Here is a 19,221-nt window from a genome sequence, read left to right as displayed (position 1 = left end):
TGTTATAGACCTTTCAGCAGACGCAGAATCATCTGCGGCTGCTGGTTGGCTTGAGCCAAAATAGCGATACCGACCTGCTGCAGAATTTGCGCGTGAATTAGATTAGAAATTTCACGTGCATAATCCGCGTCTTGGATGCGCGACTGAGCAGCAGACGTATTAATAATGTTGGTATTGAGTCCATCGATCACACTTTCGAAGCGATTTTGTACCGCGCCTAAATAACTCCGCTGGCGATCCACCTGTTTAATGGCGCCATCTAGCGCCTTTAGCGGGTTATCCGTTGCGCTACCATCATCTAAAACACTAAAGCTGTCCAGTCCCAATGCCTGCCTATTCATGGCTGCTAAGCGCACCGCAATGCTATCGCCATCGTTAGCACCCACCTGAATATTTACCTCTTTGCTACTATCAAACAAGCCAATGCCGTTGAAGTTACTCTGTTCGGCAAGACGATCAATCTCATCTAAGCGCTGATTGATCTCATTTTGAATTGAGTCAAGATCATCGGGAGCGTTAGTGCCGTTAGCCGCTTGAACACTCAATTCACGAATACGCTGCAAGTTATCATTAATTTGGTTGAGCGAACCCTCTGCTGTTTGCACCATGGAAATGCCGTCATTGGTATTGCGAATGGCTTGCTCCATACCACGCAGCTGAGCCCCCATGCGATTGGCAATCGCCTGACCTGCCGGGTCATCCTTGGCACTATTGATACGTAGCCCAGAAGAAAGACGCTCCATAGCGGTCTGCATCGATTGCTGACTGCTACGCAGATTATTCTGCACGATAAGAGACATCAGATTGGTGTTTAGGCTTAGCAACGCTCGTCCCCGAGGCAGGTCAGCCTGCCCAACAGTAGGAGGCTACACTGCTATTATCGGCCGCAACGCAAAAATCATGAGCATGCTCGTTGTTTAAGTGTCCGGCGGCTGGCAGCCAGCACTTCATCTACCGGGCGACGCACGTAGCTATGCTGGTAGTACCCCTCATCGATGACTTCGCCATCCCACGCCACAATATCCAAGTCCATGGTTCTCGGCCCTGATTTAATCGGGCCTCGCACACGTCCGAGACGATTTTCCACCTCTTTTAAGTAAGCGCGAAAAGCGTCGTGATCAAGAGATGTACGCACAAGTAAGGCTGCATTCAGGAAATCCGGCTGGTGTTGGTAGCCAACCGGCGTTGTGCGAATCGCTTCTGAGCTGGCAATCAATTCACACTCGCTGCGTAAAATAGTCAGTGCTTCGTGAAAGTGGTGTTCCGGCTCAATGTTGGTACCGAGAGAGATTAAGCATTCATGGAGGGCCGTATCTGGCGTAGTGTTTAACGATGAGAGTGGCATAGCTGCATCCTAATCCTGTAGACCCTGCTCTAGAAACTCTGCGCTTAGCGTCAAAGCGCGAAGGTGGTAGTCAGGTCATATCGATGATACGTAAGACTAGCTTGCCTGTTATTTTGTTCAAGCTATGTACAAGATATTGACAAACGCTACGCTCACGCAGAAAGTCATGCTCAACGCTAACGTTAATCCACTGTGGGAGAGCTTTGCATGAGTTCATCAGCTGCACTGATCACTGGCGGCGCAACACGTTTGGGACGCTATTTTGCCGAAGCTCTAGCGGCTAAGGGCTATGATATTGCCTTACATGTGAATAGCTCACGGGGTGAAGCCGAGGACGTTGCCAAGACGATTCGCGCCAAAGGCCAGCGCTGCGAAATACTGCCATGCAATTTCCTGAGCGACTCTCTTGAAGAACTTGTGACAGCCGCCAAGCAGCACTTCCCAAACTTAAATGTGCTTCTTAACAGTGCCTCTGCATACGAACCTGCTCCCATTTCAGGCACCGACATGGCCATGCTGGAAGCGCAATTCAGGGTCAATATGTTTACACCGTTGCTGCTAACTCGTTACTTTGCAGACGCCGTTGATAAAGGACAGATCATTAATATTATTGATAATAAAGTGGCTTATCATCAGTACCCGTATGCCGCGTATCTACTCTCGAAAAAGAGCCTTGCGGATATGACGCGGATGGCCGCACTAGAGTTTGCACCACGCCTGCGTATTAATGGTATTGCCCCCGGCGTGGTACTGCCCGCTTCTCAACGCACCAGCGACTATATTCAATGGCGAATTGAAGGTATACCCGTTAAACACCAGGGAGATCCCAGCCATCTTGTACAAGCGTTGCACTATTTATTAGACAATGAGTTTGTTACTGGGCAAATTCTATTTGTTGACGGGGGTGAGTCGATCAATCTTGAAGGGCAACACTCCGAAAACTATCCAGGCTGAAAGTATTCCAAACTAGCTTTAAGCCTATCTTTAAAACCTGGCTTTCAAACCTAGCTTTCAAACTTGGCTTGCAAACCTAGCTTCCAAATCTGTCTTCAACGTCCTTTTATGCCATACGCTGCCGATGCTAATTAAGTGCATTCGGCAGTTTTTCGTTGATGCTACGTTAAGCCCTTGACGATTTAATTAAAGGTCACACTTCCCACCTTCCATGGACAGAATAGTTGTCTGTAGACTCGTGAAAGTCGCCTTATTTCAGCTGGCATGCAACCCATCTAGGCGACTATTCCAACAATAAAAAGGAAATTCTCATGGAAAAACTCGCGCAACGACTGGGGCTGCGCACGGACCCAACTATTTTCTTTGTCTCTGCAGGATTGATGTTGCTGTTCCTAGTGGCATTAATCATTGCCCCTGAAACGATAGGAAGCATTTTCGCCACCGGCCGCAGCTGGGTGGTTACCAATCTTGGCTGGTTCTTTATCTTTGGGGTTAGTTTCTGGCTGGTTTTCCTACTGTGGATAGCACTCAGCCGCTACGGCAATATTCGCTTGGGCAGCGAAGACGATCGCCCGGAGTACGGCAATATTTCTTGGTTCACGATGCTGTTTGCTGGCGGTATCGGCACGGTATTAATGTTCTGGGGAGTCGCCGAGCCTATTTTCCACTTTTCCAACCCTCCCCACGGCGATATTGAGCCATATACGGTAGAAGCTGCCCGTGAAGCGATGGGCTTTTCACTTTACCACTTGGGCTTGCACACCTGGACCATTTTCACTCTGCCAGGACTAGCCTTTGCCTACTTTATTTACCGCTACGACCTCCCTGTACGCGTCAGCTCAGTGTTCTATCCGCTGCTCAAGGAGCGTATCTACGGCCCAATTGGTAAAACAATCGATATTTTTGCGGTACTCGGAACGCTATTTGGGGTGGCCGTCTCTATCGGGCTAGGCACCTCGCAAATTAATGCAGGGCTAAGCGAACTTTTTGGCATTGCTGATAGCGTGACCACTAAAGTCATTATCATCATTATGTTAACGGCAGTCGCCGTAGCCTCCATTGCAGGTGGGCTAGATAAAGGCGTGAAGCTGCTTTCCAACGTCAACATCGGCATGGCCGTAGGGTTAATGCTGTTTGTCTTGTTTACCGGTTCAACCGTCTTTCTGCTACGCGGCATTATCGAAACCCTCGGCATTTATATTTCCAATATCGTGCCTTTGTCGTTCTGGAACGACACGCTAGCGCAATACACTCGTGAAGAAGGCAGTTGGGGCTGGCAGGGTAACTGGACGGTCTTTTACTGGGCCTGGACAGTGACGTGGTCTCCCTTTATCGGCTTGTTTGTCGCACGCATCTCCAGGGGTCGCACTATTCGTGAGTTTGTCCTTGGTGTGCTGTTTGCGCCTTCGCTGTTTACGCTGGTGTGGTTTGCTATTTTTGGCTGGTCGGCCATGGAGATAGACGGCATCGGTGAGGCTGCACGCGCACAGCTAGGCGACCAAGCCGGCATGATGACAGCCGCTGTCATGGAGAGCGTGCCCTTAGCAATGTTTGCATTCTTTGAGAATTTCCCCGCTGCTACACTGATTCAAGGACTTGCCGTCGTTATCGTGGCGATTTTCTTTGCTACTTCATCGGACTCCGCTTCGCTGGTCATCGACTTACTATGCACCGGTGATACGGACCCCGGCCCAATTCATCAGCGGGTATTCTGGGGCGTCTCGGAAGGTGCCGTTGCAGCCATGCTGATCGTACTCGCAGGGGATGCGGGACTAGTAGCGCTACAGCAAGTGATTACCGTCATCGGCCTGCCTATCTTCATTATGGTATTCGCGATGGTGTTTGCACTGATGAAGGCGCTGATGAAGGAGAAGATCAAAATCGTGCGCCCCAAAGAAGCGCCCGAACTGGATAACCTATAAAGGGTTCTAATATTCTGACGAACATGAATTACAACGGATGTTTCAACAACAGTGCCGCCCTCTTGGGCGGCACTGTTGTTTAGTTAGCCGTGTCAATAACCGGCACTCTATTACACACTGTCTACATCACCATGATCAGGTTTTAGGTGATCCGACTCATCGGTGTCCTGAATTGACTGATCCGGTGGCTGTTCGCTTTCCTGATGGATTGGCGATGTTTCTACCTGTTTACGTTCAGCGGTGGAGTTCAACACGCGCACATTGGCGGGTGGTGTTTTGCCGCCTTTCGTTTCGCCAAAATAGAGCGTGGTATGCGGGAATGGAATCTCGATACCTGCTGCATCAAAGCGCAACTTCACTAAACGGTTATAGGCACGTCCAACACCCCACTGGTCGCCCGGTGTCGTTTTGATCACCACACGAATATTGACAGAGCTGTCGGCCAACGCCGTAACGCCTGCAACGGTCAGGTCAGCCAGCAGTTTATGGCTATGCTCTTCGCTTGCTTTCAGGTCTTCGAACGCCAACTGCAGCTGCTCAATTGCTTCATCAATGCTTTCGTTATAGCCGATACCGTACTCACCGACGTGGTTACCGTACTCGCGCATATAGTTCGACACAGTATCAACGCTGGAGAACGGCACGATATGATAAGTACCTGACAAATCGCGTATGCCTACCGAACGAATACTCAATCGCTCGGCAGTACCAGTGATACCGCCTACCGTCACCACATCACCGGTATTCATGGCATTTTCTACCTGAATAAAGATACCGGTAATAACGTCCTGAACCAGTTTTTGAGCACCAAAACCAATCGCTAAACCTAGCACACCAGCACCAGCGATAAGCGGCCCGATATTAATGCCTATTTCCGACAACACGATCATGCCGGTAATTGTCACCATGGCAATCACTAAGGCATTCCGGAACAGGCTCAGCAGTGTTTTAGCACGCGCAGAAGGTTCGCCATGTCCCGTTTCGGGGTTGAGCTTATGCTCGATCAAACTCGCTAACCCCAGCCACACAGCGAACGCAACGACCAAGATTATGGTGACGCTGGTAAGTTTCCCGACAAGGTTTGCGCCACGATCGGAGGCGTACCATGCCGCTAAGTTAAACACTCCCCAGGCATCCAAGACGACCATAACGACCGCTACTAATATCACGGTGCGCAGCACACGTAGGGCATTGGGCACATAGCTATTTAAGCGCACTTCCAGCATCGGCAGTTTACGGCGCAGATCATCGGATAGCCGAATACGACGGCCAATCGTCTGAGTAAGGAACGCCGAGCACAAAAGCCCGATAACTACGGCTGCCAATGTTTTCAAGGTGGCAAACAGCACAAACGGTAATGCATCCCCTGGACGTAACAAGGTAAGCACAAACACCATTAGGAAGTAGAGCAACGCAAACAAGTGCCAAGTCCGAGCAAACAAGCTCAGCGACACACGGCTGGCGGTCATCGTCGCTCGCGCTGCCATCTGGTTAAGGTTATCACGCAGGCGCACACGGTTTTTAAGCACAACGCCAACCGCGTAGATGAAGGCCAGCAACATAATAAAGGTGCCTACGGCTTGGCCTAGGGTTGCCGCAATATAGAAATTGACCAGCGGCACGACCACCATCAAGCCATAACCAACCATGCCAATTAAACGTGCTAACCAGCGATTCCAGTAGGAAGCTTCTTGCGCAGAAATAGGCAATAGGCGCAGCCCTTCATAGCGTGAAGAGAACAGCATACGCATAGCCGCTTTCAGCAGTTCAATCACCAAGAAAGCGTTTAGGAATAACGAAGCACGAGTAGAGAGTTCGCCGGTTTCACCCACCGCAAACGTCGCAATCAAGTTGCCGCCAACATAGGCAAACGCCACCAGCAACACATCTACGACGGCCGCAATGGCCACGCACAACACCAAACGCAGCACAGGTGTTAAGCCACTGCCCTGCTGAGACCAACCGCTGATTTTAGTAAATAGCGGTTTAACCAAACGGCGGAAAAGTAAAAAAATCGCGAATGTAGCAACAATCACGGCGCCTAGATTAATGGCCGCACTAACAAACGCGGCCATGTCGAACGAGCTAGCGCCTTGGCCGGTAAACAGGTCGCCTACCACGGCCACTGCCTGTTCGATCTGCCCGCCGACATCGCCAACCACACGACTGGTTAGCTCTGCAAGCTGACGGGGCAGTGATACATCTTCAGGGGCAAGCTCACTCCCTTGGGCGGCAGCTTCCGGCGATAACTCGCTGGCCAGTTCATTGGGTAACGCTGACGCTTGATTGCGCAACAGCTCAATCAGTTCTTGGCGCGCCTGCTCATCCTCCAGCAGGTCGGCAAGTGCCGAATAAGAGGGCTGCTGCTCTGCGTTAGCGGTGTCTTCGCTTCCCGCACTCAACGTGGTTTGTGCGAGTGCAGGCGTTGTTAACAAGGCGAATAGCATCAATAACCAGACGCCTAGCCAGGGGAATAAACGTAATGGCGTCACACCTAAACCTCCCTTTGGGTGAATCTTTTACTCAATGTCATTGCTAACTCGTTTATGCACATCGTTCCATGCACATCATAGTGCACGCTATTCATATTGCACTCTAGGCGAGTGCAAGATTTGTATAACTGATAAACAGGGTAACATGAGAAAAAGAGCCTGGCTCGCCACTCGCCGCGTCAATATTTGTGACATCGACGCTAGTTAAGTTGGCATCATCTGTAGATTTATCCGCACAGCGGTGCCAGCCAGTGGTGGGCTAGCGCCAACAGCAGTGCATAGCGCGCCCCTTTGGCCACCACAATCCAAAGCAGTGCACGCCACCAGGGTAGTTTGAAGATGCCTGCGAGCACGGTGAGGGGATCACCCAGCACGGGCGCCCACGAAAGCAGCAAGCTAACTTCTCCAAAACGTTTATACCAACGCTCTGCACGTGCTAATCCAGTGGGCGACGCGGGGAACCAGCGGCGATGTTGAAACTGGCGAGCATAACGTCCCAGCGCCACATTGAGCATGCTGCCCACGCTGTTGCCAGCGGTTGCAACGAGCCAGAGGCCAAACGCGGGCTCACCTAAGCACCACAATCGTGCCAACCACACCTCTGAGCCGCCAGGCAGTAAGGTGGCGCTAGCCAGCGCCACCCAGAAGAGGCTAAACATAATGAGTGCCGTCTTTGTCAGTCACTGCAGGGGCGCAAAGCACCGCTCATCGCGGTAGTTGGCCACCCAGTTGAAGGGTGATTTCGTCGGCGATGGCACGCACTAACGCACCTAGTGCCAATAGGCGCTCTTCAGGAATACGCGCCATGGGTCCAGAGACTGAAATGGCTGCCAGCGGCGTGCCATGCTCATCGTGAATACAGGCGGCCACGCAGTGTAACCCCACGGCATGCTCTTCACGGTCGCAGGCAAACCCCTGAGCACGAATAGTCGCCATTTCGATCAACAGCTCATCGGATTGATGCAAAGTATTTTCAGTCACTCGCGCAAGGTCGTAACCTTTCAGCAACGCAGCGCGCTCGTCTTCGCTCATCCAAGCCAGTAGAGCTTTACCCACCCCAGAAGCATGCAGCGGCGCTCGCGAGCCTAGGCGAGTAATCATCCGCATCATCTGCGGCGACTCATGCTGGGCAAGAAATACCGCCGTCGCACCATCGCGAATCCCCAAATTCGCCGTTTCCCCCGTTTCTGCGGTTAAACGGCGTAAAAAGGGCCGACTTTGCGCGACGACATCACGTGCTTCTAAAAAGCTATTACCAATGCGGAAGGTTTTAACATCAATGCGCCAAAGTCCCTGCTCACTCTCTTGCGTCACGAACCCCTGACTTTGTAGCGCTTGCAGCAATCGATGAGTGGTGGATGGCGCAAGATCCGCCATTTCCGCCAACTCCGATAAAGCCAACCCTAATGGACTTGCCGACAAATGCTCTAACAGCGTGAGGCCACGTACTAATGATTGGCTGTGCCCACCGCTCGCCTTGGTGGCCCCCGCCGGACGTCCGACTGACCTACGCTTTACGTCACTCACCCTACTTTCTCCTGAAAGCGCCTCTCCTGAAGGCATAAAGTGAGGGAGGATAACGCGCCAGCGGGCCCGCTGTCGCGTTTACGGAAACAAATTCCACCAATGATATTTCAAGAGTTGCTAGCGATGGCGCCACTGAGGTGGGCGCTTGGCAATGAAGGCATCAATCCCCTCAGCTGCATCGTCTGCCAACATGTTGCACGCCATGGTTTCGCCAGCAAACGCATAGGCTTCCTCTAACGGCATCGCTAGCTGCCGTGCGAACATGGCTTTGCCAGTGCGCACCGCCACTGCGCTCTTGGCGCAGATGCTCGCAGTGAGTTCGCCCACAGCACTATCCAGCTCGCTCTCTTCGGCAACCCGGTTGATAAGCCCCCAGTCCGCGGCCTGGGAGGCGCTGATGAACTCGCCGGTCAGCAGCATTTCCATCGCTCGCTTTCGCGACACATTACGCGACAGTGCTACTGCAGGTGTCGAACAGAACAGCCCCACGTTGATTCCTGACACGGCAAATCGGGCATTGCTGGCGGCCACCGCCAAATCACAGCTAGCGACGAGCTGGCAGCCAGCGGCCGTCGCAATGCCCTGAACTTTAGCAATCACAGGGACAGGTAAGTTAACGATGCTCTGCATCACCGCGCCGCAACGAGCAAACAGTGCTTGGTAGTAGGCTTTATCAGGATTCGCACGCATCTGCTTTAAGTCATGCCCTGCGCAAAATGCCTTGCCGTTCGCAGCCAACACCACGCAGCGCACCTGTTCGTCCTGAGCAATGTCATCAAGCGCATCTTGCAACGCCGTCAACATGTCCTCAGACAACGCATTAAAGCGTTCAGGCTGGTTTAAAGTAAGGGTCGTAACCCCTTGATAGTCATTACGTTGCAGCAGATCTAAAGACGCCAGTGGCGCATCTGAAGAGGCAGACATAGAAAGCTCCTAGACAGTCGAGTGTTGCTCAGTCTAGCGCGTACAAAGGCTAATGTTGGCGAGATACGACCAAAGAGGCCTCCTGAAGAGCAGGAGGCCTCGTGGGTTATGTATTTGCGCGGTTGCCCTGGCGCTGGTTATAGCCTAGGGGGTGGGGTTCACCGCGCGCCTTTGCCAGCTCGATTTGGCGTTGGCGCTCTCGGGCGGCAGCACGGGTTTTTTCGGGGAGTGAGTCGATGCAGTGAGGGCAACTGATGCCCGGCTCGTAAGCCGACGACTGCATATCCTCAAGCGAAATAGGCATACGGCAAGCGTGGCACTGCTCATGCTCGCCTTCGCTAAGGTCGTGGCGCACGGTGACGCGGTTATCAAACACAAAACACTCACCACGCCATAAAGACTGCTCTTCCGGGACCTTTTCGAGGTAGTTCAGTACACCGCCTTTAAGATGATAGACCTCTTCAAAGCCCTCTTTTAGCATAAAGCTAGAGGCCTTTTCACAGCGGATACCGCCGGTACAAAACATCGCGACTTTTTTGTGCTTTTCTGGGTTGTAGTGCTCACGCACATACTCAGGAAACTCACGAAAGGTGGTCGTTTTCGGGTCAATCGCCCGCTCAAAGCTACCAATCGCCACTTCGTAATCATTGCGGGTATCAATCACCAACACGTCCGGATCGGAAATCACGGCATTCCAGTCTTCCGGCTCCACGTAGGTTCCAACGGTATCGTTGGGATCAATACCCGGCACGCCCAAGGTGACGATCTCTTTTTTCAGTTTCACCTTAGTACGGTAAAACGGCGTTTCGTCGCAGTAGGACTCTTTATGATCGATATCGCTTAAGCGAGGATCAGCGGTCAGCCAAGCCAGCAAGGCATCAATACCTTCGCGAGTACCCGCCACGGTGCCGTTAATGCCTTCTTTCGCCAACAGCAGCGTGCCTTTAACGCTGTTCTCGACCATTGTCTGACGCAGTGGCTCACGCAGGGCTTCAAAGTCGTTCAGAGTGACAAACTTATACAGTGCCGCAACCACAATGGGCGGCATTTGGGTGGTTTCCGTCATGGAATACTCCTGGTAGTCGCCCTCGCAAAGGGCGGACCGGGTCAATAAACGCGCATAGTTTAGCAAATAATTCCGGCAAAGTGCTGCTCTGCCTGACGATGGCTAGGGGGGCGTAGATCAATCGTCGATTTATTCGATCTAACCCTCTCAAAAGCTTCACCCCACGCGCCAGTCGAGCGAGCGTATATTGGCGTTATTCCTTACGACGCTTTCGGAGAACACCATGCACATCCGTCGTTCGAACCAGCGAGGCTATGCCAACCACGGCTGGTTGCGTTCTTTTCACACCTTTTCGTTCGCCAACTATATGGACCCTAATCATATGGGGTTTCGCGCGCTGCGGGTAATTAATGAAGATCGGGTAGCCCCAGGCAATGGCTTTGGCGCCCACCCTCACCAGGATATGGAGATCATCTCCTATGTGCTGGAAGGGGAAATGGAGCATCGCGATAATATGGGTAATGGGGAAGTCATGCGCCCAGGCGATGTACAGCGTATGTCCGCAGGTACTGGCGTATTGCACAGCGAATTTAATCATTCTAACGAGAACGGGCTGCATTTCCTGCAGATTTGGATTGAGCCTGCCAAACGCGGCATTGCCCCTAGTTATGAGCAGAAAGCCTTTCTAACCTCTGAACGCCAGGGACAGTGGCGCTTAGTCGCTTCTCAAGATGGTCGCGAAGGCTCGGTGAGCGTTAACCAAGACGTAAATCTTTACGCTGGCTTGTTCGACGCTGGCGACCAAGCGGCTGCCCCACCGTCACGCTATGCCTGGTTGCATGTGGTAAAAGGCACGATTGACGTTAACGGCGAAGCCCTTGGTTCTGGAGATGCCGCCGCCTTTCAACCGGGTGAGACGTTTAGCGTAACCGGCGGACAAGCAGCCGAAGTGCTGTTGTTTGACCTAGCCTAGCGCAATCTCAGCCCTGAAACGCAAAACGGCCCCAAGAAGGGGCCGTTTTAGATGATCACGCTGACAGCAGTGGTTAACCGTTATGCGCCGAGTACAGCACGCGAATTTTCAGCGTATGCTCAACTTTCTTCAGTGCTTCTAGGGCCTGTGGGCCGTAGGCTTTATCGACATCAATGACCACGTAGCCGACTTTGTCATTGGTTTGCAGGTACTGGCCTGAAATGTTGATGCCGTTTTCAGACAGTACGCGGTTAATTTGCGATAACACGCCCGGCACGTTGTCATGAATATGCAACAGACGATGCTTATCCGGGTGAGCGGGCAGCGCTACTTCGGGGAAGTTAACAGAGGTAACCGTGGTGCCATTATCCGAATAAGTAATCAGCTTTTCAGCCACCTCAATACCGATATTCTCCTGAGCTTCCAGGGTAGAACCACCGATATGAGGGGTTAAAATCACGTTATCCAGGCCGCGCAACGGGCTTTGGAACTCTTCATCGTTGCCCTTCGGTTCTACCGGGAAGACATCAATGGCGGCGCCGTTAAGCTTGCCCGCTTTAATCGCCTCGGCCAGAGGCTCAATCTCAACAACGCTACCACGGGCTGCGTTAATCAGAATGGCGCCCTGCTTCATGGTTGCGATCTCTTTCTCGCCAATCATCCAGCGCGTAGCAGGCAAGTCAGGAACGTGCAGGCTGACCACGTCAGAGCGTGCTAACAGTTGCTCCAGACTCGCTACCTGATTCGCGTTACCCATACCTAGCTTGGTGATCACATCGTAATAGATAACGTTGAAACCAAGCGATTCTGCCAGCACGGAAAGCTGCGCACCGATGCTACCGTAACCAACGATACCCAGGGTTTTGCCCCGCGCTTCGTGGGAGTTTTTCGCCGATTTCAGCCAGCCACCCTGGTGGGCGCGAGCATTCTTCTCGGGGATACCACGTAGCAGCATGATGGCTTCCGCCAGTACCAGTTCTGCAACCGAGCGGGTATTCGAGTATGGCGCGTTAAATACCGCGATACCGCGCTTAAGGGCTGCCGTTAAATCAACTTGGTTCGTGCCGATACAGAAACAGCCAACGCCCACCAGCTTTTCTGCCGCGTCAAATACGCGCTCATTGAGCTGCGTACGCGAACGAATGCCGATGAAGTGCACATCGCGAATCTTTTCGATCAGCGACGCCTCATCTAGCGATGTCGGCAGGTGCTCGATGTTCTCGTAACCTGCGTTGTGAAAATTGTCCACCGCGCTTTGGTGGACGCCCTCGAGCAGCAGGATCTTGATCTTGCTCTTGTCCAGGGACGTTTTGGCCATGGCTGAATCAACCTCTATGGTCGGCGGCATGCGCCGTGTATCGGTTCACGGGAGGCGCATATGGTAGCACAACCACAGCCGCTCTCGGCGTCTTGAGATGATGAAAAGTGTGCGTTTACAAGATGAACCAGACGCAAGTAGCAGAATTGACCCAGTATGAGGGCAGACGCCACCCCCTTAGCTCGGTGTATACTGGGCGTTTATTTTTTGATAACACGGCTATAGCCACATTCGCCGCCCTTAATCAGCGTCAGGGCGCCAGCAAAATAGTAGGCCTTACCCAATGAGCGATAATACTCCACCAGCGCAAGATTTCGCCGCAACGGTTTCGCAGCTTGAAACCATTGTGGAACGCCTTGAATCCGGCGAACTCTCATTGGAGAACGCTCTGACCGCGTTTGAGCAAGGCGTGCGACTCACACGTGAAGCCCAGCAGCGGCTCAACAACGCCGAACTAAAAGTTCGCGCACTAAGTGAAGACCGCGATGGTAAGCTTGACATTACCTCTTTCGCGACGGTTCCAGAAACGGACAATGCCACAGATCACGGCAACGACAGCGAGGAAACGCCGCCATGGTAACAACAGCTAATGCTTCTCAACTGGCGACGCTGCGCCATGCGAGTAACACACGGGTGGATGCCACCCTTTCAGCCTTGTTTGACTCCCAAACAGCCATCGCGCCACGCCTTGAAGCCGCTATGCGTCACGGTTTATTAGTAGGTGGCAAACGTTTGCGGCCACTGCTGGTCTACCTCGCAGGTAGCGCGCTAGGAGCGCCGGAAGACGCGCTGGATGCCCCTGCAGCAGCCATTGAGCTGATTCATGCGTACTCATTGATTCATGACGATCTGCCAGCTATGGACGATGACGACCTGCGTCGCGGCCAACCCACGGTGCATAAAGCGTTCGATGAAGCTACCGCGATTTTAGCCGGCGATGCGCTGCAAGCACTGGCCTTTGAAGTACTTGCCAGCCAGCCCCATCCACGGCTTGGCAGCATGGTCACCACGCTGGCTGTTGCCTCTGGCCGGGCCGGAATGGTCGCAGGTCAGGCGCTCGACTTAGCCGCCGTCGGTGGCCACCCGGACGTGGATGCCTTAGCACATATGCATGCCCACAAAACCGGCGCGCTGATTGTGGCCGCCGTGCGCTTAGGCGGCTTAGTCGCGGTGGATGAAAACGCCCCCCGGCTGACCGCGCTAATTCGCTACGCCCGCGCCATTGGTCTAGCCTTCCAGATTCATGATGATGTCCTTGATGTGACGGGCGATACCGTCACCCTAGGTAAAATCTCTGGCGCTGATGCTGCACGTGCCAAGCCGACCTACCCCAGCTTACTGGGACTTTCCGGCGCACAGCGCAAAGCAAATATGCTGATTGAAGAGGCCATTGCCGCCCTCGCCCCGCTTGGCGAACAAGGCGCGCCACTGGCCGATCTTGCCCACTATATGATCGAGCGCGACCACTAAACGATGTCCATGACCCTGTCCATGAAAACATGCCTATGAAGCTGTTCGACGAGATTCCCCGCGAGCGCCCGGCAACGCCGCTGCTCGACTCTTTTGATCATCCCGCTGCGCTGCGGGCCATGAATGCTAAGCAGCTTGCCCAGTTGGCTGACGAACTACGTGCCTATTTGCTATACAGCGTGGGTGTGACAGGCGGCCACTTCGGTGCAGGCCTGGGCGTTGTGGAACTGACCGTAGCGCTACACCACGCCTTTCATACGCCCAAAGACCGCTTGGTGTGGGACGTAGGCCACCAAGCCTACCCACATAAGATTTTAACTGGGCGACGCGAAGCGATGCTCAGCATTCGCCAGCATGGCGGACTAGCAGCCTTTCCCCGCCGCGCAGAGTCCGATTACGACACCTTTGGTGTAGGCCACTCTAGCACGTCGATCTCAGCCGCCCTGGGGATGGCCTTAGCCGCCCAGGCGCAAAACGACCCGCGTCGTGTGTGCGCCATTATCGGCGATGGCGCACTCACTGCGGGAATGGCGTTTGAAGCACTGGCCCATGCAGGCCACGTTAACGCCAATATGCTAGTGGTGCTGAACGATAATGAGATGTCGATCTCGGAAAATGTGGGCGGCATCGCGACCTATCTAGCCCGTGTGCTGTCTAGCCAGCCTTTCCTGAAGATGCGTGAAGAAGGCAAAAAAGTGCTCTCCCATCTGCCGGGCGCACTCGAACTTGCCAAGCGCACCGAAGAGCATATGAAGGGCATGGTGAGTCCTGCTACGCTATTTGAAGAAATGGGCTTTCACTACATCGGCCCGATCGATGGCCACGACCTTGAGGCGCTCACCGAAACGTTGCGCAACCTGCGCGACCTGGACGGCCCTCAATTTCTGCATATCAAAACCGTCAAGGGTAAAGGTTTTCTGCCCGCCGAAGCGGATCAGATTGGCTATCACGCCATCACTAAGCTAGAAAAGCCCAGTGCCACCGCTAATGCGCCACTGGTGAAGCCCACGGCAGCGCCCAAGGCCCCGGCTAAGAAAAAGTACTGCAACGTGTTCGGCGACTGGCTGTGCGATATGGCAGCCGCGGATTCACGGCTGATGGGAATAACCCCCGCGATGGGCGAAGGCTCGGATTTAATTCGCTTCTCCCAGCAGTATCCCGAGCGCTATTTTGATGTCGCGATCGCCGAACAGCATGCCGTGACGCTCGCTGCGGGCATGGCCTGCGAGGGCATGAAGCCTGTTGTGGCGATCTATTCCACGTTCTTACAGCGTGGCTACGACCAACTTATTCACGATGTTGCCGTCCAGAATCTAGACGTAACCTTTGCGATTGACCGCGCAGGCCTTGTGGGTGAAGACGGGCCAACGCACCACGGCAGCATGGATTTGTCTTTTTTACGCTGCATTCCGGGCATGGTGATTCTAGCCCCTGCTGATGAAGCAGAGTGCCGCGCCATGCTTAGCGCCGCTTATCATCACCCAGGCCCAGCAGCGGTTCGTTACCCGCGTGGTACAGGCCCTGGCGCAGCTATTCCTGAGCACTTAGAGCCACTACCTATTGGCCAAGCACAGCTACGCCGCGACGCTGGAACTGAAGGTGTGCGCATTGCATTGCTGGCGTTTGGTAGCGTCAACGGCGCGGCCGCAGAGGTTGCCGAAAAGCTCGACGCAACGCATATCAATATGCGCTCTATCAAGCCACTGGACCGGGACACCGTGCTGCATGCCGCCGATGAACATGAGCTGCTGGTCACTCTGGAAGAGAATGTGATCGCCGGTGGTGCAGGCAGCGCTGTGAACGAGCTACTGCACGCGGAAGGGGTACAAATCGAGGTGCTCAATTTAGGCCTACCTGACACCTTTGTTGAGCACGGCACCCCCGCAGAGTTGCTACGTGACTGCGGTCTGGATGCCGACGGTATCGAGCGCGCTATTCGCGCTCGTCTCCCGTAACTTTTCACTTTTCAACGGCTGAGAACACCATGCTATTTTTGATTATTTTGTTTGGCCTGATTGGCCTTGCTACCGGCGGCCCCATTGGCCTGCTGGTCGGTGGTGGGCTGGGCTGGTGGCTAGGGCGACGCATTAGCCGCCGCTTAAACGCTGCCCGCACACAAATCCAAGAAGGCTTTTTAGAGTCGATCTTCTCGGTAATGGGTTGCTTGTGCCAAGCCGACGGTAAAGTCACCGATGGCGAGCTGGGCGTGGCCGAAAAACTGTTCGACCAAATGCACCTTCAGGGCGAACAGCGTGCCAAGGCGCGAGCGGCCTTCGAGCGCGGACGCGCCGACGGCTTTGACCTCGATGCAGAGCTGGCGAACGTTAACCGATTGACCCAGCGCCAACCGGTTTTACGCCAAGTGTTTTTGCAGGTTCAGTTAACCGCCATTGCGGCCGACGGCGTGCTGCATCCTGCCGAGCACGAGATGGTTTTGCGCGTGGCCCGTGGGGTTGGCTGTAGTGAAGCGGAAGTTCAGCAGATTGAAGCCATGCTTCACGGTGCCGCCGCGAATTCGCAGGGCTCCAGCGAAGAGGCATTGAAAGACGCCTATCAAGTACTGGGCGTGAGTGAAGATGCCAGCGACGCCGAGATTAAGAAAGCGTACCGCCGCCTGATGAGCCAAAACCACCCCGATAAGCTCGCAGGCAAAGGGCTGCCTGAAAGCATGCGTGAAGTGGCCCAGGCGCGCACCAGCGAAATTGGCAACGCATACGAACGCATCCGTAGCGCCCGAGACCGGTAGCTCGACAGGTTTCTAAGCACTCGCTAGAGTAAAAACTCACCGCGCTGCTTAGGAGCCGCCTAATGATAACGAACTATAGTTTTCCGAACTCTCGCTCGCTGCGGGTTACCTGGACACTTGAAGAACTTGGCCTGGAGTACCGCTGCCAACATGTCGCATTGGATAGAGGCGAAGGACAAACTGCTGAGCACCTAGCCCGCCATCCAGATGGCAAGGTGCCAGTGATTGAAGATGGCGAGCTAACGCTGTTTGAATCGGCACCTATCTGCCGTTATCTAGCCGAGCAATACGGTGATGGCAGCCTTCTGCCAGAAAGCGTCGCTGAGCGAGCGCAGGTCGACCAGTGGCTAAGCTTTATCGTCACCGAAATCGAGCAACCGCTGTGGCTTCAGGCCAAGCATAAATTTGCCCTCCCCCAAGATAAGCGCGTGCCTTCAGTCTTGCCCACCGCCGCCTGGGAATTTCAGCGGGCACTGCTAGCACTAGAACGCCGTTACCAGGGCCAGGAGACGTTAGTCGGCGAGACATTTACCCTGGCGGATCTCTTCCTTACTCATACGCTAACGTGGGCAGCCAGCATGAAACACCGGCTGCCTGAACCCCTAGCGGTCTACCGTGCACGTCACGCTGAGCGCCCGGCGCTAGCCCGTGCCATGGAAAAAGAGCAAGCGGCAGCGGCTTAGTATTTTTAGCCACAAATGACGCTACCCAGGCACTCGCTGTCGACACCGCTGGCGTGGATAGCGCGGGCAAAGTGACCTAACGCTTAATGACTTATCATCCAAGGACGTGCGGAAGGGAACATTTTATTACCTTCCGCCGTATAAAATACTTGGGGCTTATGATGCGCTTGATGGCAACAGCCTTTTTCGCGCTCACTCTGCTGGTTGCCATGCCTGGGCTCGTGTGCGGCTTTTTCATTCCGCGCAAAGGCACTACGCCGTGTTGGGTCCATTGTTAATAACTGAGGGGCGACCAGCAGTACTCGTGGTGACAACGTGCCACAAGTTGGGCAAGCGCAAGCATCACCTACCTCGCTCAGTGGAACCAGTTCGTGGAATAAGCCATGGGTAGCACATTTATAGTCATAGAGAGGCATACCACTTTCTCCTTATTGTTAGCATCCCTTTTAACAGGCAGCGATACTGACGTGTCGCTGCCTTTCTCAATGCAGCTATAGCTAGGCGCTCTACTTATCCTTGGAGAGCGGCAGATCAGCCCCCTGGGCGACTTGCGCTCCAGGCCCATTGGCATTCGGCTTCACATCAATATCAAAAATATCCGTTGGCAGCCAAAGTGTTGCGCAAGCATTGGGAATATCGACAACGCCACTGATATGCCCTTGTACGGGGGCGCAGCCTAGCAGCGAGTAAGCTTGAGCACCGGTGTAACCAAACTTTTTGAGATATTCGATGGCATTGAGAACGGCCTGACGATAAGCCACATGCACATCCAGGTAGTGCTGTTTACCTTGTTCGTCGACCGATACCCCTTCAAAGATTAGGTAATCATCGTATTTCGGCGTGATAGGGCTTGGCTTGAAAATAGGGTTCTTGATGGCGTACTTCTCCATTCCACCTTTGATCAGGTTAACCCGCAAGTGGATCCAGCCCGCCATCTCAATAGCACCGCAAAAGGTGATTTCCCCATCACCTTGGCTAAAGTGCAGGTCGCCTACCGACAAACCACCATCTTTAACGTAAACAGGAAAATAAATTGTCGACCCACGCGATAAGTCTTTGATATCACAATTACCACCATGCTCACGGGGCGGTACTGTTCGCGCGCCTTCAGCGGCAGCTTGTTGCTTTGCAGTGCCTGACAATTTACCCATATGCGCCGTATCGGCGTAGGGAAGCGCGGCTAACTGGGGGATACGGTCAGGCTCGGTATCGTAAAGTGCCTTTTCCCGCTTATTCCATTCAGCCAACATCTCTTTTGACGGTAGGCAACCAATCAAGCCCGGGTGGATTAAACCAGCAAACTCGACACCAGGAATATGTCGGGATTTAGTGAACATGCCATTAAAGTCCCAGATCGACTTTTGTGCCTCTGGGAAGTGCTCGGTTAAAAAACCACCGCCATTCTGTTTAGAAAAAAAGCCATTGAACCCCCACTGACTCTCCTCAAAGGTACCAATATCAAGAATATCGACTACCAACAAATCGCCAGGCTCAGCACCTTCAACCCCTACGGGACCTGATAAAAAGTGAACCTGGGTTAAGTCAACATCGCGTACATCGTCGGCGCTGTCATTGTTATGAATTTGCCCGCCAGTCCAGTCATGACACTCAACGATAAAGTCGTCGCCAGGCTTTACCATGCAGGCCATGGGTATATCGGGATGCCAGCGATTATGGATCTGTTCGTTCTCGTAAGGTGATTGTTTAAGGTCAATTTTAATAATTGTTTCAGCCATAACAAACCTCTGTCACGTAACGTAGGATAGTCAGCGTAGAGAAGATCGTTTCCCCTACCCCACTATGCAAAATAGTCACTCAGGCAGTTATAAGCTAATTACATCTCGATTATTACGCAGCCTTA

The 19,221-nt window shown here is 53.5% G+C and carries 18 protein-coding genes; 8 read left to right on the top strand and 10 right to left on the bottom strand.

What is annotated here, in order from left to right; genetic code table 11:
- Nucleotides 1-2: 2 nt before the first annotated feature.
- Nucleotides 3-824 carry a flagellin N-terminal helical domain-containing protein gene (locus HVE01_RS03405; protein ID WP_146942363.1) on the bottom strand — a complete coding sequence of 274 codons (822 nt, stop codon included), beginning with the start codon at nucleotides 822-824 and terminating at the stop codon, nucleotides 3-5.
- A gap of 74 nt (nucleotides 825-898) precedes the next feature.
- The gene (gene folK / locus HVE01_RS03400; RefSeq protein ID WP_125752787.1) at nucleotides 899-1,345 is read right to left on the bottom strand and encodes a 2-amino-4-hydroxy-6-hydroxymethyldihydropteridine diphosphokinase; all 447 of its coding nucleotides are present in this window, start codon (nucleotides 1,343-1,345) and stop codon (nucleotides 899-901) included.
- Between the two features lie 207 nt (nucleotides 1,346-1,552).
- Between folK and HVE01_RS03395 the strand changes: the two genes are divergently transcribed.
- Both HVE01_RS03395 and HVE01_RS03390 read left to right on the top strand, forming a co-directional pair.
- Nucleotides 1,553-2,299, top strand: a complete 747-nt coding sequence (locus tag HVE01_RS03395) for an SDR family oxidoreductase (RefSeq protein WP_146942361.1) — start codon at nucleotides 1,553-1,555, stop codon at nucleotides 2,297-2,299.
- A gap of 311 nt (nucleotides 2,300-2,610) precedes the next feature.
- Complete coding sequence (locus HVE01_RS03390) at nucleotides 2,611-4,221, top strand: BCCT family transporter (protein WP_146942359.1); 1,611 nt, start codon at nucleotides 2,611-2,613, stop codon at nucleotides 4,219-4,221.
- Between the two features lie 110 nt (nucleotides 4,222-4,331).
- On the opposite strand, the gene ybiO is transcribed toward HVE01_RS03390, so the two are convergent.
- From ybiO to trhO, 5 genes are all read right to left on the bottom strand, one after another.
- Nucleotides 4,332-6,713 carry a mechanosensitive channel protein gene (ybiO, locus tag HVE01_RS03385; RefSeq protein ID WP_146942357.1) on the bottom strand — a complete coding sequence of 794 codons (2,382 nt, stop codon included), beginning with the start codon at nucleotides 6,711-6,713 and terminating at the stop codon, nucleotides 4,332-4,334.
- A gap of 227 nt (nucleotides 6,714-6,940) precedes the next feature.
- Complete coding sequence (locus tag HVE01_RS03380) at nucleotides 6,941-7,372, bottom strand: YqaA family protein (protein WP_125752799.1); 432 nt, start codon at nucleotides 7,370-7,372, stop codon at nucleotides 6,941-6,943.
- A 46-nt stretch (nucleotides 7,373-7,418) separates the two neighbouring features.
- Nucleotides 7,419-8,240, bottom strand: coding sequence for an IclR family transcriptional regulator (locus tag HVE01_RS03375; protein ID WP_146942355.1), 822 nt, complete (start codon nucleotides 8,238-8,240; stop codon nucleotides 7,419-7,421).
- Nucleotides 8,241-8,357: 117 nt separating this feature from the next.
- On the bottom strand, nucleotides 8,358-9,164 hold the full coding sequence (locus HVE01_RS03370) for an enoyl-CoA hydratase (RefSeq protein WP_146942353.1): 807 nt from the start codon (nucleotides 9,162-9,164) through the stop codon (nucleotides 8,358-8,360).
- 106 nt (nucleotides 9,165-9,270) lie between these two features.
- Entirely contained in the window at nucleotides 9,271-10,230 is a 960-nt protein-coding gene (gene trhO, locus HVE01_RS03365) for an oxygen-dependent tRNA uridine(34) hydroxylase TrhO (RefSeq protein ID WP_146942351.1), read from the bottom strand.
- A 223-nt stretch (nucleotides 10,231-10,453) separates the two neighbouring features.
- Here trhO and HVE01_RS03360 point away from each other — a divergent pair, with 223 nt between their 5' ends.
- Complete coding sequence (locus HVE01_RS03360; RefSeq protein ID WP_146942349.1) at nucleotides 10,454-11,143, top strand: pirin family protein; 690 nt, start codon at nucleotides 10,454-10,456, stop codon at nucleotides 11,141-11,143.
- A gap of 73 nt (nucleotides 11,144-11,216) precedes the next feature.
- On the opposite strand, the gene serA is transcribed toward HVE01_RS03360, so the two are convergent.
- Complete coding sequence (gene serA, locus HVE01_RS03355) at nucleotides 11,217-12,461, bottom strand: phosphoglycerate dehydrogenase (RefSeq protein WP_125752810.1); 1,245 nt, start codon at nucleotides 12,459-12,461, stop codon at nucleotides 11,217-11,219.
- A gap of 283 nt (nucleotides 12,462-12,744) precedes the next feature.
- Between serA and HVE01_RS03350 the strand changes: the two genes are divergently transcribed.
- The 5 genes from HVE01_RS03350 (at nucleotide 12,745) to HVE01_RS03330 (ending at nucleotide 17,360) form a co-directional block, all read left to right on the top strand.
- Nucleotides 12,745-13,041 carry an exodeoxyribonuclease VII small subunit gene (locus tag HVE01_RS03350; protein ID WP_146942347.1) on the top strand — a complete coding sequence of 99 codons (297 nt, stop codon included), beginning with the start codon at nucleotides 12,745-12,747 and terminating at the stop codon, nucleotides 13,039-13,041.
- A complete protein-coding gene (ispA, locus tag HVE01_RS03345) occupies nucleotides 13,035-13,931 on the top strand; it encodes a (2E,6E)-farnesyl diphosphate synthase (protein ID WP_146942345.1) in 897 nt (298 codons plus the stop codon). Before HVE01_RS03350 ends, ispA begins: the two co-directional genes overlap by 7 nt.
- Nucleotides 13,932-13,960: 29 nt before the next feature.
- Entirely contained in the window at nucleotides 13,961-15,886 is a 1,926-nt protein-coding gene (dxs, locus tag HVE01_RS03340; RefSeq protein ID WP_125752820.1) for a 1-deoxy-D-xylulose-5-phosphate synthase, read from the top strand.
- Between the two features lie 29 nt (nucleotides 15,887-15,915).
- Nucleotides 15,916-16,677 carry a co-chaperone DjlA gene (gene djlA, locus HVE01_RS03335; protein WP_146942343.1) on the top strand — a complete coding sequence of 254 codons (762 nt, stop codon included), beginning with the start codon at nucleotides 15,916-15,918 and terminating at the stop codon, nucleotides 16,675-16,677.
- 62 nt (nucleotides 16,678-16,739) lie between these two features.
- Entirely contained in the window at nucleotides 16,740-17,360 is a 621-nt protein-coding gene (locus tag HVE01_RS03330) for a glutathione S-transferase family protein (protein WP_146942341.1), read from the top strand.
- 83 nt (nucleotides 17,361-17,443) lie between these two features.
- Here HVE01_RS03330 and HVE01_RS03325 read toward each other — a convergent pair whose 3' ends face one another.
- Nucleotides 17,444-17,776, bottom strand: coding sequence for an FmdB family zinc ribbon protein (locus HVE01_RS03325; RefSeq protein WP_146942339.1), 333 nt, complete (start codon nucleotides 17,774-17,776; stop codon nucleotides 17,444-17,446).
- Between the two features lie 90 nt (nucleotides 17,777-17,866).
- Nucleotides 17,867-19,096, bottom strand: coding sequence for a formamidase (gene fmdA, locus HVE01_RS03320; RefSeq protein WP_089040306.1), 1,230 nt, complete (start codon nucleotides 19,094-19,096; stop codon nucleotides 17,867-17,869).
- Nucleotides 19,097-19,221: the final 125 nt, after the last annotated feature.

Source organism: Vreelandella venusta (assembly GCF_007989605.1).
GTDB lineage: Bacteria > Pseudomonadota > Gammaproteobacteria > Pseudomonadales > Halomonadaceae > Vreelandella > Vreelandella venusta.
The sequence above is the reverse complement of the archived record's forward strand: the minus strand, read 5'-3'. Positions and strand labels throughout refer to the sequence as shown.

Coding starts and splice junctions, on each gene's coding strand:
- HVE01_RS03370 (WP_146942353.1), bottom strand. CDS start 9,164: ATGTCTGCCTCTTCAGATGCGCCACTGGCGTCTTTAGATCTGCTGCAA.
- trhO (WP_146942351.1), bottom strand. CDS start 10,230: ATGACGGAAACCACCCAAATGCCGCCCATTGTGGTTGCGGCACTGTAT.
- HVE01_RS03330 (WP_146942341.1), top strand. CDS start 16,740: ATGATAACGAACTATAGTTTTCCGAACTCTCGCTCGCTGCGGGTTACC.
- fmdA (WP_089040306.1), bottom strand. CDS start 19,096: ATGGCTGAAACAATTATTAAAATTGACCTTAAACAATCACCTTACGAG.
- serA (WP_125752810.1), bottom strand. CDS start 12,461: ATGGCCAAAACGTCCCTGGACAAGAGCAAGATCAAGATCCTGCTGCTC.
- djlA (WP_146942343.1), top strand. CDS start 15,916: ATGCTATTTTTGATTATTTTGTTTGGCCTGATTGGCCTTGCTACCGGC.
- HVE01_RS03350 (WP_146942347.1), top strand. CDS start 12,745: ATGAGCGATAATACTCCACCAGCGCAAGATTTCGCCGCAACGGTTTCG.
- ispA (WP_146942345.1), top strand. CDS start 13,035: ATGGTAACAACAGCTAATGCTTCTCAACTGGCGACGCTGCGCCATGCG.
- folK (WP_125752787.1), bottom strand. CDS start 1,345: ATGCCACTCTCATCGTTAAACACTACGCCAGATACGGCCCTCCATGAA.
- HVE01_RS03390 (WP_146942359.1), top strand. CDS start 2,611: ATGGAAAAACTCGCGCAACGACTGGGGCTGCGCACGGACCCAACTATT.
- HVE01_RS03395 (WP_146942361.1), top strand. CDS start 1,553: ATGAGTTCATCAGCTGCACTGATCACTGGCGGCGCAACACGTTTGGGA.
- HVE01_RS03380 (WP_125752799.1), bottom strand. CDS start 7,372: ATGTTTAGCCTCTTCTGGGTGGCGCTGGCTAGCGCCACCTTACTGCCT.
- dxs (WP_125752820.1), top strand. CDS start 13,961: ATGCCTATGAAGCTGTTCGACGAGATTCCCCGCGAGCGCCCGGCAACG.
- HVE01_RS03325 (WP_146942339.1), bottom strand. CDS start 17,776: ATGCCTCTCTATGACTATAAATGTGCTACCCATGGCTTATTCCACGAA.
- HVE01_RS03360 (WP_146942349.1), top strand. CDS start 10,454: ATGCACATCCGTCGTTCGAACCAGCGAGGCTATGCCAACCACGGCTGG.